The following is a 16,921-nucleotide window of genomic DNA, read 5'->3' on the forward strand; positions in this document are numbered from 1 at the left end:
CTTTGAGACCAGTCTGCATCCTCTAGCGACTAGAGAAGCAAGCCATCTTTTTTTACGCCTGCTTCGATAGCAATACGGCCCTACAAGAAGCTTTGCGGATCAATATCCACCTGAACCCTTATCGAGCCTTTTTCCTTCGGCCCGGCGGCGAGCAAGACACGGATAAATCCTTGAATGTCGGCGCGTTTGGTCCCGTGCACCAGAATGCGGAAACGGTGTCTTCCCCGCACGAGCGCAAGCGGTGCCTCGGCAGGCCCGAGCACGGAAATCTCCGGGGATGAGGGTGCCGCACGGCGAAGCGCACGCGCATGATTTTCGGCATCGGGCCGGTTGTCCGCGGAGATAATCAACGCGGCGAGCCGCCCGAAAGGCGGCAAAGTACTGCGTTCGCGCTCCTCGATTTCACGGTTGTAGAATGCGGCTGCGTCGCTGCTGACGATTGCCCGCATCACCGGATGATCCGGCTGGTAGGTCTGGATCAGTCCGAGGCTCTTGCGACCGGTTCGACCGGCGCGTCCCGTCACCTGATTGAGAAGCTGGAAGGTGCGTTCAGCTGCGCGGGGATCGCCATTGGCAAGCCCCAGATCGGCATCCACGACACCCACCAATGTCATGTTGGGAAAGTTATGCCCCTTGGCAACAAGCTGCGTGCCGATCACGATATCCGCCTCGCCTTTTGCGATAGCATCGAGTTCCAGCCGCAGCCGCTTCACGCCGCCTGCCATATCAGACGAAAGAACTATGATTCGCGCTTCGCTGAACGTTGCCGCGACTTCTTCCGCGATGCGCTCCACGCCCGGACCGCAGGCGACCAGATGATCCAGGGTGCCGCATTCGGGACAAGCCTCCGGCACCGGCTCATGATAGCCGCACTGATGACACATCAGCTGCCCGCGAAAACGATGTTCCACGAGCCAGCTTGAACATTGCGGACATTGAAAGCGGTGGCCGCAGACCCGGCACAAGGTCAAAGGCGCGTAACCGCGCCGGTTGAGGAACAAAAGCGCCTGCTCTCCGCGTTCCACCGTCCTGCCAACAGCTTCGGTCAGTGCGGGCGACAAAAACCGGCCCGGCGGTGGTGGAGAACGTCGCATGTCGATGGTCTTCAGATCGGGCAGTGCGGCTTCCGCATAGCGACCATAAAGCTTGATTCGCTTGTAGCGCCCCTGCTCCGCATTGACCTGACTCTCGATGGATGGCGTGGCCGATGCCAGCACCACCGGAAAGCCGCTGATATGGCCGCGCACCACCGCCATGTCGCGCGCATTGTAGAAGACCCGGTCTTCCTGTTTGTAAGCCGGATCATGTTCTTCATCGACAACGATCAGCCCCAGTTCCTTGAAGGGCAGAAAGAGCGCCGACCGCGCCCCTGCCACAACCCGCACCGTACCCTCGGCAATCTGCCGCCAGACGCGCTCCCGGGTGCGGGGTGCAAGGTCGGAATGCCATTCGGCAGGCTTTGCCCCAAAACGATCGTGGAACCGGTCGAGAAACTGTTGTGTCAGCGCGATCTCAGGCAAGAGAATCAGCACCTGCTTGCCTTGCTCAATCGCCTTGGCAACGGCTTCGAAATAAACCTCGGTCTTGCCCGATCCGGTCACGCCATCAAGCAGTGAAACCGAAAAACAATCGGCTTCGACAGCTTCCGACAGCATTTCAGCCGCCGCCTGCTGGTCTTCCGAAAGCGTGGCCCGTGCATAGTCGATATCGGGCTTTGCCACCACGGCTGGCGGCGGCAGCATGACTTCCTCGAAAATACCTTGCGTCTTCAACCCGTCCACGACCGTCATGGAGACACCCGCCGCATGGGCAAGGCCGGATCTGGTCCATGCAAGCCCGTCACGGGCAAGCTCCATCACCCGCGACCTCGCTTCGGTCATACGCTCAGGCTCACCGCCTGAATAACGAAGCCCCGGCACTGACGGTTCGGGATCAAATGCAGCTGGCACACGCAGGACCATGCGCGCCACCATGCCTGGCGGCGAAAGCGTGTAGTCAGCTGCCCAGCGCATGAAGCGCAGCATGTCGGCTCCCACCGGCGGGCAGTCGAAAACTTCGGAAATCGCCCGCAGCTTTCTGGCGTCAACAGCGTCGGTTTCCCCCTCACAGACGATCCCCGCCACCTCACGAGGTCCGAGCGGCACACGCACGATCGATCCGGGCTGGACGTTCATCCCTTCCGGAACCATATATGAATAAGGCCGCTCCGCGGGCATAGGCACGAGCACGGGAACGACCCGTGGTGCGAGCTCCGGAAACAGACTGGAAATATCGTGCGAATCTTTCGACATGATCGCGTGACCTTGGCGCGGCTTTGCGCTAAAGAAAAGCCACCTTCCGGGAATTAAATGGTTTTAAATTCCTCAAATCCACCCGCGCTCATTATGGAGGAACGCTGTTATGAAGTTTTTCGTGGACACTGCGGACGTCAAGGAAATCCGCGAGCTCAACGACCTTGGGCTGGTCGATGGCGTGACCACCAACCCGTCCCTCATCCTGAAGTCGGGTCGTGACATTATCGAAGTGACCAAGGAAATCTGCAACATCGTCAAGGGCCCGGTTTCCGCCGAGGTTGCCGCGACAGAATATGAGCAGATGATGAAGGAAGCAGCCGTCATCGCCAAGATCGCTGACAATATCTGCATCAAGCTGCCTGTAACCCTCGACGGATTGAAAGCCTGTAAGGCTCTGTCTTCTGATGGTCACAAGGTCAACATGACGCTCTGCTTCTCGGCCAATCAGGCACTTCTGGCAGCCAAGGCCGGCGCGACCTTCATTTCGCCGTTCATTGGCCGTCTCGACGATACCGGCATCAACGGCATGGAGCTGATTGCCGAAATCCGCACAATTTACGACAATTACGATTACCGCACCGAAATTCTTGCCGCTTCGGTTCGCACCGTCAATCATGTCAAGGAAGCAGCCCTCATCGGCGCCGATGTCGTGACCGCGCCTCCGGCAACGCTCAAGGCACTGGTCAAGCATCCGCTGACCGACAAGGGCCTCGAAACCTTCCTCGCCGATTGGGCGAAGACCGGTCAGAAGATCGCCTGATCGACGATTTTCAGAGACAATGAAAAGGCGGGCCATCGGCTCGCCTTTTTTATTCCAGTACCGTTTCCCCGTCCTGCTTGCTCACCCGGATCGGTCTTGCGCCGCAATGTTCGGCAATCGCGCTGGCGAGGGCGGCTGAATGAGTCACCACCCATATCTGGCTGCGTTCGGATGCCTGCGCGATCATGCGGGCAAGTGACGGGATCATATCGGGATGCAGGCTTGCCTCCGGCTCGTTGAGCGCGATCAGTGGCGGCAGGCGATAGGAGAGCAGCGCACCCGCCAGAGCCAGCAGGCGAATCTGTCCGTCGGACAATTCTCCGGGGCGAAATGTTCGCGGCGGGAAAGCCGGGAAATTCAGGCCGAAAGTCGCCGTTTCTTCCGGATAGGGAATGACCAGCTTGGCATCCTCCAGCGCGTCGGCAACCAGACGATCCAGATCGACCGTATCCTGCCGGATATGGGCAAGCGTGGCAAAGACGGAGGCAAGATTGCCACCGTCCTCGTCCAGCATCGCAGCAGTTGCGGCTATGGACGGCTGACGCACCGGCGCATCGCGGTCACTTCGAAAACCATGGTAAAAGCGCCAGCCACGTATCTGCGCGGAAAGATCGCCTATCTCCGGATAATGGCCGGATTGCCCAAGCACCGCCAGCCCGCTTTCCGAAGTCAGCAGGCGTGCCGGATGTTCCATGCGCCGCCCTTCCCCATCCCGCGCGAAAACCGCAGGCCCGCGCCGATCCATCAGATCGACAGGACGGCGACCGGTATCGAGATTGAGCTGCTCTTCCTTGATCTGCGGCTCGAAGGGAAAGGCACCGGAAACCGGCGGCGGCAGACCTGCCTCGACACGATAGGAAAGACGCGAGGCGAGCCGCTCGTCTTCAAAATCCGCTTCCAGAATGATGCGTGCCGATTCGTGCTTACGGCGATTGCCGCTCCACATGGCCGATTGCATCCCGCCTTCGCGCACCACTTCCGTCGAGAGATTGCCCTCCGCCGCCGCCTTCACCAGTTGCAACGCCCGATAGAGATTGGATTTTCCGGCACCGTTCTCTCCGACGAAAACCGTCACCTGTCCGAGATCAAACCGGACGGAACGCAGCGAGCGATAGCCTTTGGCGGAAAACGAAACGAGACGCATGGTTTGATCGGGCCCTGCAAATGAAAAGGCGGTGTGAAACACACACCGCCTTTATAGCCGCCTGTCAATTTGAGACTAGAGCATTTCCAGTTTAAATTTAATCGTCGGAAATACTCTATCTTTTTGTTTTTACGCATTATCCTACGCAAAACCGCTTCGCAATTTTGCTGGAAATGCTCCGGCCTATTCCCACTTCATCTCGCCCTTGATGACCTTTGCACCGAGTTCCAGGCTACTTTCACCGCCAATATCAGGATAACGCTTCTTCATTGCTGCGATCAATTCGCCGCTATCCTTGGCTTTCGCCGCTTCCTCGTCGAAGGCCGCGATATAATCGCGCGTGAACTTGATTGCCGAAACATCCGTCGCCGAACCGGGCTTCATATGCGCCGGAACAACCACTTCAGGATTGCGTGCAGCAATCGTATCGAGATTTCTGATCCATGCCTCACGCTGGGAAAGATCGGGCGTATCGGCAAGCCAGACATGCTCGCCTGCCGTTATCAGGACACCGCCAAACACCGCCTTCAATGAAGGCACCCAGAGATAACGCCTGTTCGTCATGCCTTCGGCGGGAACGATTTCAATCTCATTGCCCTCAAGCTCCAGCGCCTTCACATCGGAAGCTTCGGGAATAACGACATCCGACAGTTTCTGCGGGCCATTGTCCTTGAGCTGCGGACCCCAGACCTTCAGTTTCGCCTCGATATTGCCCTTGATTGCATCGACCGTTTCAGGGGCCGCGATGATACGCGCATCGGGAAAAGCGGCCTTGATCGGGCCAAGGCTGAAATAATAGTCCGGATCGCTCTGGCTCACATAGATCGTGGTCAGCTTCTTACCCGTTTCCTTGATCTTCTCGGCAACCGCCTTGCCGTCCGAAAGCGTGAAGCCGCCATCAAGCAGGATCGCGTCCTTGTCTCCGGTCAGAAGGACAGGCGTACGATTGAAGCCATTCTCATCCGCCTGGAAATATTGCCATTGCAACGGCGACGCCTTTTCCTGTGCCATCGCAGGACCGGCAACCGCCAGCCCGGCCAAAATCGCGAGACTGCCCATCGTCGTGGAAAACCGCTTCATCCAACTACTCCTGTAAAAACTGGTTTGAACCAGCGGACGCATCATGCGCTCGCAGAAGCATTCAGGTTGCTAATCACTCCAGGAAAAACAAGAAGACACATGAATGTTGGGTAGGCACAGCAATGTTACCTTCCTGAATTCATTACTAATTATCCAACCTCTAAAACAAAAAAAGCGGCACCTTGCGGCACCGCTTTTCGATGTCAGGTCGAAGCCCGATCAGAGCTTCGACAATTTCTGCGCCAGAGCGAGGAACACCTGTTCGGCAAGTTCTTCGGCAGCGCGCTTGCGCGCATCGCGTTCGGCACGCAGGTTTGCGAACTCCTGACGCGGACGGTCGAAGGAAGCGCCAACCGTGCGGGTGCCAGCGGCAAGCGGCTTGCCGTCCTTGTCACGCAACACGAAGTTCGACGTTGCCTTGACGATACCAGCCGATGGACGACCTGTACGGTCGGTCTGATCGCCAATATCCACACTCACCGCGGAGATCGTATTGCTGCTCAGACCAAGACCAAGCCGATAGGTCGGGTTGGCCGGTTCACCGGCGCCACCGCCAAGCAGGAAGATCAGGCGATTGCGGACCTGCTGCTGAAACACATCGCCAGCCGGATCGATGGCCACCGAAGCAAGCTTGGTGCGCATGTCCGGCGTCACGCTGCCGCCTATGGTTCCACCGGCACCAGCGCCGGAGGAGTAAAGCGGCTGCACGGTGCATCCAGCCATCAGAACCGCGGCCCCGAGTGCGAAAAACGCAACCCGGAAGGCTTTGATTGCGGAGAAAAAGCGGTCAGGCAACGACATTGACGATCCTTTGCGGCACCACGATAACCTTCTTCGGCGAGCTCCCGTTGAGCGCAGCCTTGACGAAGTCAAGTTCGAGCACCGCCTGCTGGATGCTAGCTTGATCAGCGTCGCGGGCGATTGTCAAATCCCCACGCTTCTTGCCGTTGATCTGCACCGGCATAACGATCTCGTTTTCCACCACCAATGCCGGATCGAATTCCGGCCAGGCACTGCGGGCAACCAGCGTTTCACGACCGGCAATCTTGCCGCCAAGTACGGCCAGGCACTGTTCAGCCAGATGCGGCATCATCGGCGCCAGCATCAGGATGAGCTTTTCAGTGACGTCACGGACGGCACTCTTCAACTCGTCATCCGCATTGCCCGAAGCCACCTGCTGCAGGGATGCAGCAGCCGTGTTGACCAGCTCATAAAGACGGGCAACGCCACGGTTGAAGGCGAGCTTCTCGATATCGTCACCGACAGCCTTGACCGCCTTGTGCGCAGCCTTGGAAACGACAAGGGCTTCACCCTGCGTCCCGGTCTTGGGCGCAACGTCCTTCAGATGTTCGGCAGCTTCCGCCACCAGACGCCAGACGCGCTGCACAAAACGATGGGCGCCTTCGGCACCGGCTTCCGTCCAGATCACGTCACGCTCGGGTGGCGAATCAGACAGCATGAACCAGCGCGCCGTATCAGCACCGTAGGAAGCGATAATGTCATCCGGATCGACAACATTCTTCTTCGACTTCGACATCTTCTCGATGGAACCGATTTCCACCGGCTCGCCGGACGAGAGCAAGGTCGCACTGCGCTTGCCGTCGGTTTCCTCGATGCGAATGTCGGCAGGTGCCACCCACTGGCCGTTGGCCTTGTAGGTTTCGTGCACCACCATGCCCTGCGTAAACAGGCCCTTGAACGGCTCGTCGATGCCGACGTGACCGGCCACCTTCATCGCGCGGGTGAAGAAACGCGAATAGAGCAAATGCAGGATCGCGTGTTCGATACCGCCGATATACTGATCGACCGGCAGCCAGTGATCGGCGACCTTGCGGTCGGTCGGTTCGTTTTCCCATGGTGCCGTAAAGCGTGCATAGTACCAGGACGAATCGACGAACGTGTCCATCGTATCGGTTTCACGACGCGCATCGGCACCGCATTTCGGACATTTTACATGACGCCATGTTGCATGACGGTCGAGCGGATTGCCCGGACGGTCGAACTCGACATCGTCCGGCAGCTTGACCGGCAGATCGGCGCGCGGCACCGGATTGACGCCACAGCTTTCGCAATGGATCATCGGGATCGGGCAACCCCAATAGCGCTGGCGCGAGATGCCCCAGTCACGCAGACGGAACTGCACCTTGCGGCTTGCCTGCGGGCTGTTGCCGAGACTGGTCTGTTCCAGACGATTCGCCACCTCATTGAAGGCCGCTTCCGGCGTCATGCCGTCGAGGAAGCGTGAGTTGATCATCACGCCATCGTCGGTATAGGCCGTTTCGCCGATGCTGAAGCCTGCCGCATCCTCGCCCTTCGGCAGAACGACAGGCGTAACCTTCAATTTGTACTTGTTGGCGAAATCCAGGTCGCGCTGATCATGCGCCGGACAGCCGAACACCGCGCCCGTGCCATATTCCATCAGGACGAAATTGGCGACATAGACCGGCAGTTCCCAGTTCTCGTCGAACGGGTGCCTGACTTTCACGCCCGTGTCGAAGCCCTTCTTCTCAGCCGTTTCCAGCGCCGCCAGCGACGTGCCGTGCTGATGGCATTCCTCGATGAAGCCGGTAAGCGAAGCATTGTCTTCGGCCAGTTTCTTCGCCAGCGGATGATCTGCGGAGATCGCCACGAAAGCCGCACCGAACAGCGTGTCCGGACGGGTCGTATAGACCTCGATTTCCGAGAAACCGGCAGGCGCGGTATTGCCGTCCAGCGCGAAGCGGACCTGCAGGCCTTCCGACTTGCCGATCCAGTTGCGCTGCATCAGGCGAACCTTTTCCGGCCACTGGTCGAGCGTATCGAGACCGACCAGCAATTCCTCGCTGAAATCGGTGATCTTGAAGAACCACTGCGTCAGCTCGCGCTGTTCGACCAGTGCGCCCGAACGCCAGCCGCGACCATCCACCACCTGCTCGTTGGCAAGCACGGTGTTGTCGACCGGATCCCAGTTGACCTTGGAGGTCTTGCGCGTCACCAGACCCTTTTCAAAAAGGTCGATGAACAGCATCTGCTGGCGATGATAATATTCCACATCGCAGGTCGCGAATTCACGCGCCCAGTCGAGCGAAAGACCCATCGATTTGAGCTGGCTGCGCATCGTGGCGATGTTCTGATAGGTCCATTCCTTCGGATGAACTTTGTTCTGCATCGCTGCATTTTCCGCAGGCATGCCGAACGCGTCCCATCCCATCGGATGAAGCACGTTGAAACCCTTGGCGCGCTTGTAACGGGCGACAACGTCACCCATCGCATAGTTGCGCACATGCCCCATATGGATGCGCCCCGATGGATAGGGGAACATCTCGAGCACATAATATTTCTCGCGGCTGTCGCTATTGTCGGTTTCGAAGGTCCGGTCTTCTTCCCAGACTTTCTGCCAATGAGCTTCCGCCACGCGCGGATTATAACGTTCGGCTGCCATGACCGTATTTACTCGTACGAAGGTGATGCAATAAGGAGAGTCGATGTTTAATGGCGACCTTCACCACGTATTGGCGAAAGCGTCAACCTTTTGCGGATGAAAAGCCTGAAAGCGAGAGTTTCATGTCAGATATCGTAGCGAACCTGAACACGGTCAAGGCCGCGATCGCCAATGCCGAAGAGGAAGCACAGCGCGACAGGGGTTCCGTTACGCTTGTCGCCGTATCGAAAACCTTCGATGCGGAGGAAATCCGCCCGGTCCTCGACGCAGGCCAGCGCGTCTTCGGTGAAAACCGCGTGCAGGAAGCACAAGCCAAATGGCCGGGACTGCGCGACGATTATTCCGGCATCGAACTGCATCTCATCGGCCCGCTGCAATCCAACAAGGCCGCCGATGCCGTCGCCCTCTTCGATGTCATCGAAACCGTCGACCGTGAAAAGATCGCAGCCGCCTTGGCCGTCGAGATCAAAAAGCAGAACAAGGCCCCAAAGCTCTACGTGCAGGTGAATACCGGACTTGAAGAACAGAAGGCCGGCATTGCGCCGAAGGAAGCTGTCGCCTTTGTCGAGCGCTGCCGCAAGGAACATGGCCTCGCCATCGAGGGGCTGATGTGCATCCCGCCTGCGGATGAAAATCCGGGGCCGCATTTCGCGCTTCTGGAAAAGCTCGCCCGCGAGGCACAGGTCGAAAAACTCTCCATGGGCATGTCGGGCGATTATGAAACCGCCATCGGTTTCGGCGCGACATCGGTGCGTGTCGGCTCGGCCATCTTCGGCGGCAGGACCTATCCGTCGCCCAACTGATCGCTTTCAGTGCAGGACGATCTCGCCCCGCACATTCCTCCAGTCCGAGGGGCCAAGCAGCCGGAAATGCGTGTAGCTGACCGAATGCAACGGCCCGTCGATTTCCCGATTCCAGAATTCGATGAAATGATTGAGCACCGGAAAATCGGGCGCGAGGTCATAATCCTGCCAGACGAAGAGTTGCAGCAGATGCGGATGATCGGGCAAGTGGTAGAAAACTTTCGCCGTCGTCAGACCATAACCGGCGAGTTGCAGTTCGAAGGCTGACTTTGCGTTCAAAGCGGACGTCGTCATGGCGATTTCCCCTTTTTGTGAAGAGCCTTATTGTCAGGCTCCTGAATAGGAGATAATCACTCAAAATGGTTTTTAAACTGTAAAAACAATATATTAGCACCATTCGACAGCGAGTGCTGCCAGTAGCTATTTCTGACGATGCGTCATTGTGGATCATAGACGCGCCGATTGTCTAATTTACCTTGCCCGCAATGGAAGGTAGACAGGGCACCCGATGGTCTCGCCTTTCACGGTGGACCGTCTCATCCGGCGGGAGGTGCCGGTCAGTTTTTGGGTGCATTTATACGAGCGGGATATCGTCCGGCTCGCGGAATGCTGAAGGAGGAAATCATGTCGGAAAAGCTTTACCCGGTCCTTGCCGAGGCAAAGAGAAACACGCTCATCGACAACGCAACCTATCTCGAATGGTATCAGGAAAGCGTGAGCGACCCGGACAGCTTTTGGGCAAAGCACGGACGGCGCATCGACTGGTTCAAGCCCTTCACCAAGGTCAAGAACACCGATTTCAACGGCGACGTATCCATCAAATGGTATGAGGACGGCGTTACCAACGTTTCCTATAACTGTATCGACCGCCACCTGAAGAGCCGTGGTGATCAGGTTGCGATCATCTGGGAAGGCGACAATCCCTATATCGACAAGAAGATCACCTATCGCGAATTGCATGAGAATGTCTGCCGCCTCGCAAATGTGCTGAAGAAGCACGGCGTTAAGAAGGGCGACCGCGTCACGATCTATCTGCCGATGATCCCGGAAGCGGCTTATGCGATGCTGGCCTGCGCGCGCATCGGCGCTGTGCATTCCGTCGTCTTCGCCGGTTTCTCACCGGAAGCACTTGCCGGTCGCATCGTCGACTGCGAATCCACTTTCGTCATCACGGCCGATGAAGGCGTGCGCGGCGGCAAGCCGGTTCCGCTGAAGGAAAACACCGATACCGCCATCGACATTGCAGCCAAGCAATATGTCATGGTCAACAAGGTTCTCACCGTGCGCCGCACCGGCGGCAAGGTGAGCTGGGGACCGGGCCGCGATCTCTGGTACCATCAGGAAGTTGCTAGCGTCGAACCGACCTGCGATCCCGAACCGATGAATGCGGAAGACCCGCTCTTCATCCTCTACACCTCCGGCTCCACCGGCAAGCCGAAGGGCGTGCTGCACACAACCGGCGGCTATCTCGTCTATGCATCGATGACGCATCAATATGTCTTCGACTATCATGACGGCGACATCTACTGGTGCACGGCGGATGTGGGCTGGGTGACAGGTCACTCCTATATCGTCTACGGCCCGCTCGCCAACGGCGCGACGACATTGATGTTCGAGGGTGTGCCCAACTTCCCCGATCAGGGACGTTTCTGGGAAGTCGTCGACAAGCATCACGTCAACATCTTCTACACTGCGCCTACGGCCATCCGCGCCCTGATGGGCGCCGGCGATGAATTCGTCACCCGCTCGTCGCGTTCGACGCTGCGCCTGCTCGGTTCGGTTGGCGAGCCGATCAATCCGGAAGCCTGGGAATGGTATTACAACGTCGTTGGTGACCAGCGGTCGCCGATTGTCGATACGTGGTGGCAGACGGAAACCGGCGGCATTCTCATCACCCCGCTGCCCGGCGCAACCGACCTCAAGCCGGGTTCGGCAACACGGCCGTTCTTCGGCATCAAGCCGGAACTGGTCGATAATGAAGGCGCTGTCATTGAAGGTGCGGTGGACGGTAATCTCTGCATCATCGACAGCTGGCCGGGCCAGATGCGCACGCTTTACGGCGATCACAAGCGCTTCATCGAAGCCTACTTCTCGACCTATAAGGGCAAGTACTTCACCGGCGACGGCTGCCGTCGCGATGAAGACGGTTACTACTGGATCACGGGCCGCGTCGATGACGTGCTCAACATTTCCGGCCATCGCCTCGGCACGGCGGAAATCGAATCGGCACTCGTATCGCATCACTCGGTTTCAGAAGCCGCCGTTGTGGGCTATCCGCATCCGATCAAGGGACAGGGCATCTATTGCTATGTCACGCTGATGACCGGCGAAGCAGTTCAGGACGAAGATGCCCTGCGCAAGGAGCTGACCCAGCACGTGCGCAAGGAAATCGGTCCTATTGCCACGCCGGACAAGATCCAGTTCTCGCCGGGCCTGCCGAAAACCCGCTCGGGCAAGATCATGCGCCGCATCCTGCGCAAGATCGCCGAAGACGAGTTCGGCGCACTGGGCGATACCTCGACGCTGGCCGATCCGGGCGTCGTGGACGACCTGATCGAAAATCGCCAGAACAAAAAATAGTAAAAAGCCCCGGGAAACCGGGGCTTTTTTAACAACGCGGTCTGAGAAGGCGCCCAAGTTTGATGAGATTGTCGTCCTGCTGAGACGAAAATCGTGATCTTCGAGAACCGGAGCGGAGTGTACTTAAAGTACATGAGCACCGGAAGCGCAGAAGAGCGCGATTTGCAGGCAAGCAGGGCGACAATATCCCAAACTTACTAGAAATCGATCGACCGACCCTTGATCTCCCAATCGCCGAAACGGGCGGGGTCCTTGCCGCCGCGACCACCGATTTCGCGGGGCGCTTCGTTTGACTTTTCGGCAGCGCGACGCGCTTCAGCTTCCTTCAATGCGCGCTGGGCAGCAGGCGGAAGGTCTTCGAACGTGCGCTTGTCAACGTTTTGCGGGCTTTCGGTTTTTTCGCTCATCGGTCACAATCCCGTTCTCGGTTTTTGCTTCGAACATTGAAGCAAAGCCTGTTCATACCCATCATATAGGCAGAAAGGCTTGCCGTGCAAAACCCTTGCGGGTCATGCAGCCTAAGATTTGGAGACCGCCGCAGATGAATATGACAAAAACTGCCATGCTGATCGCCCTCATGACGGTCATGTTCATGAGCATCGGCTATTTGCTGGGCGGCGGCGGCGGCATGATGATTGCGCTTGTAATCGCAGTCGCCATGAACCTGTTCGGCTACTGGAACTCCGACAAGATGGTGCTGCGCATGTATAATGCGCAGGAAGTGGATGAGCGCAGCGCACCGGACTATTACCGCATGGTGAGCGGGCTGGCCGCCAATGCGGGCCTTCCGATGCCGAAGGTCTACATTATCCACGAAGACCAGCCGAACGCTTTTGCCACGGGCCGCAATCCTGAAAATGCTGCCGTTGCAGCCACGACTGGCCTCCTCAACCGCCTGACGCCGGAAGAAGTCGCAGGCGTGATGGCGCACGAGCTGGCGCACGTCCAGAACCGCGACACACTGACCATGACCATCGTCGCAACACTTGCCGGTGCCATATCCATGCTCGGCAATTTCGCCTTCTTCCTGGGCGGCAACCGCGAGAACGGCAACGGCATCATGGGCGTGGTCGGCACCATTCTTGCCATGATCGTCGCGCCCTTCGCCGCAATGATCGTGCAGATGGCTGTCAGCCGCACCCGCGAATATGCCGCTGACAAGCGCGGCGCGGAAATCTGCGGCAATCCGCTGTGGCTGTCCTCGGCGCTGGGCAAGATCGCGCGCGGCGCCAAGGCCATCCCGAACGAGGAAGCCGAACACAACCCGGCAACCGCGCATATGTTCATCATCAATCCCTTGAGCGGACGTGGCGCAGACAATCTTTTCTCGACACACCCTGATACCGATAACCGCATCGCCGCACTTGAACAGATGGCTGCCGAAATGGGCATCCGCTCCGCTGGAATGGCACCGCGTGCCGCTGCCCCTTCCCAAAGCAGTGGTCCATGGGGTAATGCAGGCGGTAACAGCAATGGCGGTTCGGGTTTTCGCGGACCGTGGTCATAAATAAAGTTGAACAGTGTGAACGATAAAAAGCCCGCGCCAAAGCGTGGAAATAAAAAGCCACAAACGAATAACAGCGCTGCAGACCTGCGCCCCGGTCTGGCGGCGCGTTTGTGTGCGGCACGCCTTCTTGGCGCGGTAATCGAAAAGAACACCTCGCTCGACGGCCTGACCGACAATACGCACGGCCATCCGCAATATCTGGCGCTGGAGCCGCGCGACCGCGCGCTGGTTCGCGCCATTCTCGGCTCTGCGCTCCGCAATCGCGGCAGCATCGAACGCGCCATCAACAAGCGGCTCGACCGGCCATTGCCGGAAAATGCAGTAGCACTGAAGCATCTTCTGCATGTCGCCATCGCCCAGATTTTCTATCTGAACCTGCCCGATCACTCGGCGGTCGATCTTGCGGTGGAAGCGGCGAACAACGATCCGCGCAATCGCAAATATGCCGGTCTCGTCAATGCGCTGCTGCGTCGCCTTTCGCGTAACAAGGAACGCGCTCTGGCGCATACATTGCAGCCGGAAACCAATGTGCCGGAGTGGTTTGCCAAAAGCATCACCGACGCCTATGGCGCGGAAAAAGCAGCAGCCATTCTTGCCATGCATGCCTATGAGCCGCCGATCGATTTCACGGTCAAGGGTGACGCAAAGGCATGGGCCGAAAAGCTCGGTGGCGTTGCGCTGCCCAACGGTTCGGTGCGCCTGCAAACGGTCGAAGGCAATCTCACCGACCTGCCCGGCTTTGCCGAAGGCGACTGGTGGGTGCAGGATGTGGCGGCAAGCCTGCCTGCGCGCCTGATGGGTGATATCAAGGGCAAACGGGTTGCCGACCTGTGCGCTGCCCCCGGCGGCAAGACGGCGCAGCTCGTACTTCAGGGCGCAGACGTGACCGCGCTCGACCTTTCCGAAAACCGGCTGAAGCGCCTGCGCGGCAATCTGGAACGTCTCGGCTTCGAGGCGAAGACCGTTGCCACCAATCTGATGGATTTCCAGCCGGACGAACTGTTCGATGCTGTGCTTCTGGATGCGCCCTGCTCTTCCACCGGCACTGTGCGCCGTCATCCGGATGTGCCTTGGACCAAGACGCCGCAGGACATAGCAAAGCTTGCCGAACTTCAGGGCAAACTTTTGGCGCACGCGGCCACTCTGGTCAAACCCGGCGGCGTAATCGTCTTTTCCAATTGTTCGCTGCACCCGCTCGAAGGTGAGGAAATGGCGCGCAAGGCAGCGGAAAATCCGTTGCTGGAACCTTTCCCGATCACGGAGCAGGATTGCCCCAGTCTGAACGGGCTTCTGGATGGGCTGGTCACAGCAGAAGGCTTTCTGCGATCGACCCCGGCAGACTTGCCGCCGGATCGTTTTGAAGGCAATCCGCACATGGCTGGCATGGACGGCTTCTTCGCGGCCCGCTTCAAGCGCCGGGCCTGAGACCGGATATAAGCAAACAAATCGTATAATTTGCCATAACGGGTCGCGATACCCGTTATGGTTAACGCTCGATTCACCATTTCTGTACAATTGTATCAAAGGAACTGGCTGTTCGATCTGGCCAAACAATAATGACAAACGATACGGAGAAAGACCGGGTGGCAGTCGCCCTCAGCGAAACCCCACATCTTTGGGGACTGGCCGTTGCACAGGCTTGGCGCAAGTTCAGCCGCCGTCTGCGCATGGGGCCGCTTTATCGCTGGCGCTTCACCGGCTTCACCCCCGACCGTATCCTGATCGCACCGCCTGATCTGCGCGTAGCAGACCCGCAATTGGCACAGGAATTCTATCATGGCCGTTTTGCGCTGGCCGGTCGTCTGGTCGAAACGGGCGGATTGTCGCCTTTCGCCGTCGAACCGCCGACGCCAGAATGGGAAGCAGCGCTTCAGAGTTTCGGCTGGCTGCGTCATTTGAAAAGCGCCAATAGCGAACTGGCAACCGCTAATGCGCGCGCGCTCGTCGATGACTGGATGCGCATGTTCGGCAAGCGCATCGGCGGCATCGCCTGGTCGCCGGAAGTCACTGCCCAGCGCATCATCGCCTGGCTTCAGCATTCAAACCTTATTCTGTCGGGCGCCGAACTCCCCGCCTATCGCCGCTTCATGCGCTCGCTTGCCATGCAGGTGCGTTATCTGCGCACCGTCGCCGCCGCCATGGATGATGGCGAGGAACGGTTGCGCGCCCGTATCGCGTTGGCATTCGCCGCTCTGGCTCTGCCCGTTTCGCCACCGACGGCACGCGCCGCCCGGCGCAATCTGGAGTATGAGCTGAAACGCCAGATTCTGCCCGATGGCGGACATATCTCGCGCAACCCCGTTACGGTTCTGGAACTGCTGGCCGATCTTTTGCCGCTCCGCCAGACCTATGCCAATGGCACGGAAGCCCCGCCCAAGGCGCTGATCGAAGCCGTCGAGCGCATGTTGCCGGCCCTGCGCTTCTTCCGCCATCAGGATGGTAGCCTTGCGCTTTTCAACGGCGTCGGCCCCACCATGCCGGAACGCATCATCTCGGTTCTCCGGCATGACGAGACCGCTGGATCGCCGCTGACCCATGCACCCTATTCCGGCTATGAACGGCTTTCGATGGGTTCGACCACCATCATCGCCGATACCGGACTGCCGCCGCCGGTCACAGCTTCGCGGGATGCCCATGCCGGCTGCCTCGCCTTCGAAATGTCCTCCGGGCGCCAGCGCTATATCGTCAATTCCGGTATCGACCGTTTCGGTCCGCCGGAATTTCGTCCATTAGGCCGTTCCACGGCTGCGCACTCCACGGCCACCATCAACGACACGTCCTCGTGCCGCTTCAGCCTCAATGCGGGTCTCTCCAACATGATCGGCACGCCGATCATTGCAGGCCCGACCCGCGTGCAGCGTGACCGGATCGAGGAAATGGGACGACAGGGCTTTGTTGCCAGCCATGACGGCTATGCGCGCCTGTTCGGCATCTATCACGAACGTCGTCTTGTGCTGTCGCACAATGGCAGCGTCATTCAGGGCGCAGACCGCTTTTATCGCGGCGATGGCCGTCCGTTGAAGGCGAACGGACGCGACAATATTGCGGTGCGTTTCCATCTGCATCCGTCGGTCGATATTTCCTTCGATGAGAACGGATTGATCGTTCTGTCGGCGGATCGCGACGATACCTGGGTCTTCTCCTGTTTTGAAGTTGCGCCGCAACTGGAAGATTCGATCTTCTTTGCGGGCTTCCGTGGCCCCGTGACATCGAAGCAGATCGTGCTCTCCTTCCCGGCATCAGAATTGCCGGAAGTGAACTGGCAGTTCAGCCGCGTCGCACTCGGCAGTTACGTATAATTCGCTCTCAACCCCTCATCCTGAGGAGGCGCG

13 protein-coding genes are annotated in these 16,921 nt (G+C 58.6%); 6 read left to right on the forward strand and 7 right to left on the reverse strand.

What is annotated here, in order from left to right; genetic code table 11:
- Positions 1–80: 80 nt before the first annotated feature.
- Positions 81–2,291 carry a primosomal protein N' gene (locus tag AC1RHM_RS20580; RefSeq protein WP_105529100.1) on the reverse strand — a complete coding sequence of 737 codons (2,211 nt, stop codon included), beginning with the start codon at positions 2,289–2,291 and terminating at the stop codon, positions 81–83.
- Between the two features lie 109 nt (positions 2,292–2,400).
- Here AC1RHM_RS20580 and fsa point away from each other — a divergent pair, with 109 nt between their 5' ends.
- A complete protein-coding gene (fsa, locus tag AC1RHM_RS20585; protein ID WP_010661472.1) occupies positions 2,401–3,054 on the forward strand; it encodes a fructose-6-phosphate aldolase in 654 nt (217 codons plus the stop codon).
- Positions 3,055–3,103: 49 nt separating this feature from the next.
- On the opposite strand, the gene AC1RHM_RS20590 is transcribed toward fsa, so the two are convergent.
- The 4 genes from AC1RHM_RS20590 to leuS form a co-directional block, all read right to left on the reverse strand.
- Positions 3,104–4,198 carry an AAA family ATPase gene (locus AC1RHM_RS20590; RefSeq protein ID WP_010661473.1) on the reverse strand — a complete coding sequence of 365 codons (1,095 nt, stop codon included), beginning with the start codon at positions 4,196–4,198 and terminating at the stop codon, positions 3,104–3,106.
- A gap of 183 nt (positions 4,199–4,381) precedes the next feature.
- On the reverse strand, positions 4,382–5,278 hold the full coding sequence (locus AC1RHM_RS20595; protein ID WP_010661474.1) for an MBL fold metallo-hydrolase: 897 nt from the start codon (positions 5,276–5,278) through the stop codon (positions 4,382–4,384).
- Positions 5,279–5,497: 219 nt separating this feature from the next.
- A complete protein-coding gene (gene lptE, locus AC1RHM_RS20600) occupies positions 5,498–6,079 on the reverse strand; it encodes an LPS assembly lipoprotein LptE (RefSeq protein ID WP_010661475.1) in 582 nt (193 codons plus the stop codon).
- Positions 6,066–8,699: a leucine--tRNA ligase gene (leuS, locus tag AC1RHM_RS20605; RefSeq protein ID WP_010661476.1), complete on the reverse strand. Its 2,634-nt coding sequence runs from the start codon at positions 8,697–8,699 to the stop codon at positions 6,066–6,068. Before leuS ends, lptE begins: the two co-directional genes overlap by 14 nt.
- Positions 8,700–8,821: 122 nt before the next feature.
- On the opposite strand from leuS, the gene AC1RHM_RS20610 reads away from it, so the two are divergent.
- Entirely contained in the window at positions 8,822–9,502 is a 681-nt protein-coding gene (locus AC1RHM_RS20610; protein ID WP_010661477.1) for a YggS family pyridoxal phosphate-dependent enzyme, read from the forward strand.
- Positions 9,503–9,508: 6 nt separating this feature from the next.
- Here AC1RHM_RS20610 and AC1RHM_RS20615 read toward each other — a convergent pair whose 3' ends face one another.
- A complete protein-coding gene (locus AC1RHM_RS20615; protein WP_010661478.1) occupies positions 9,509–9,796 on the reverse strand; it encodes an usg protein in 288 nt (95 codons plus the stop codon).
- 330 nt (positions 9,797–10,126) lie between these two features.
- Here AC1RHM_RS20615 and acs point away from each other — a divergent pair, with 330 nt between their 5' ends.
- The gene (acs, locus tag AC1RHM_RS20620; protein ID WP_010661479.1) at positions 10,127–12,082 is read left to right on the forward strand and encodes an acetate--CoA ligase; all 1,956 of its coding nucleotides are present in this window, start codon (positions 10,127–10,129) and stop codon (positions 12,080–12,082) included.
- Positions 12,083–12,279: 197 nt separating this feature from the next.
- On the opposite strand, the gene AC1RHM_RS20625 is transcribed toward acs, so the two are convergent.
- Complete coding sequence (locus AC1RHM_RS20625) at positions 12,280–12,489, reverse strand: DUF1674 domain-containing protein (RefSeq protein ID WP_010661480.1); 210 nt, start codon at positions 12,487–12,489, stop codon at positions 12,280–12,282.
- Positions 12,490–12,623: 134 nt separating this feature from the next.
- Between AC1RHM_RS20625 and htpX the strand changes: the two genes are divergently transcribed.
- The 3 genes from htpX (at position 12,624) to AC1RHM_RS20640 (ending at position 16,888) form a co-directional block, all read left to right on the forward strand.
- A complete protein-coding gene (gene htpX / locus AC1RHM_RS20630) occupies positions 12,624–13,589 on the forward strand; it encodes a zinc metalloprotease HtpX (RefSeq protein ID WP_010661481.1) in 966 nt (321 codons plus the stop codon).
- Between the two features lie 15 nt (positions 13,590–13,604).
- Positions 13,605–15,014 carry an RsmB/NOP family class I SAM-dependent RNA methyltransferase gene (locus AC1RHM_RS20635; RefSeq protein ID WP_010661482.1) on the forward strand — a complete coding sequence of 470 codons (1,410 nt, stop codon included), beginning with the start codon at positions 13,605–13,607 and terminating at the stop codon, positions 15,012–15,014.
- A 131-nt stretch (positions 15,015–15,145) separates the two neighbouring features.
- On the forward strand, positions 15,146–16,888 hold the full coding sequence (locus AC1RHM_RS20640; protein ID WP_010661483.1) for a heparinase II/III family protein: 1,743 nt from the start codon (positions 15,146–15,148) through the stop codon (positions 16,886–16,888).
- Positions 16,889–16,921 lie beyond the last annotated feature (33 nt).

The organism is Brucella sp. GW823-FHT04E01, assembly GCF_058796175.1.

Coding starts and splice junctions, on each gene's coding strand:
- AC1RHM_RS20580 (WP_105529100.1), bottom strand. CDS start 2,291: ATGTCGAAAGATTCGCACGATATTTCCAGTCTGTTTCCGGAGCTCGCA.
- fsa (WP_010661472.1), top strand. CDS start 2,401: ATGAAGTTTTTCGTGGACACTGCGGACGTCAAGGAAATCCGCGAGCTC.
- AC1RHM_RS20590 (WP_010661473.1), bottom strand. CDS start 4,198: ATGCGTCTCGTTTCGTTTTCCGCCAAAGGCTATCGCTCGCTGCGTTCC.
- AC1RHM_RS20595 (WP_010661474.1), bottom strand. CDS start 5,278: ATGAAGCGGTTTTCCACGACGATGGGCAGTCTCGCGATTTTGGCCGGG.
- lptE (WP_010661475.1), bottom strand. CDS start 6,079: ATGTCGTTGCCTGACCGCTTTTTCTCCGCAATCAAAGCCTTCCGGGTT.
- leuS (WP_010661476.1), bottom strand. CDS start 8,699: ATGGCAGCCGAACGTTATAATCCGCGCGTGGCGGAAGCTCATTGGCAG.
- AC1RHM_RS20610 (WP_010661477.1), top strand. CDS start 8,822: ATGTCAGATATCGTAGCGAACCTGAACACGGTCAAGGCCGCGATCGCC.
- AC1RHM_RS20615 (WP_010661478.1), bottom strand. CDS start 9,796: ATGACGACGTCCGCTTTGAACGCAAAGTCAGCCTTCGAACTGCAACTC.
- acs (WP_010661479.1), top strand. CDS start 10,127: ATGTCGGAAAAGCTTTACCCGGTCCTTGCCGAGGCAAAGAGAAACACG.
- AC1RHM_RS20625 (WP_010661480.1), bottom strand. CDS start 12,489: ATGAGCGAAAAAACCGAAAGCCCGCAAAACGTTGACAAGCGCACGTTC.
- htpX (WP_010661481.1), top strand. CDS start 12,624: ATGAATATGACAAAAACTGCCATGCTGATCGCCCTCATGACGGTCATG.
- AC1RHM_RS20640 (WP_010661483.1), top strand. CDS start 15,146: ATGACAAACGATACGGAGAAAGACCGGGTGGCAGTCGCCCTCAGCGAA.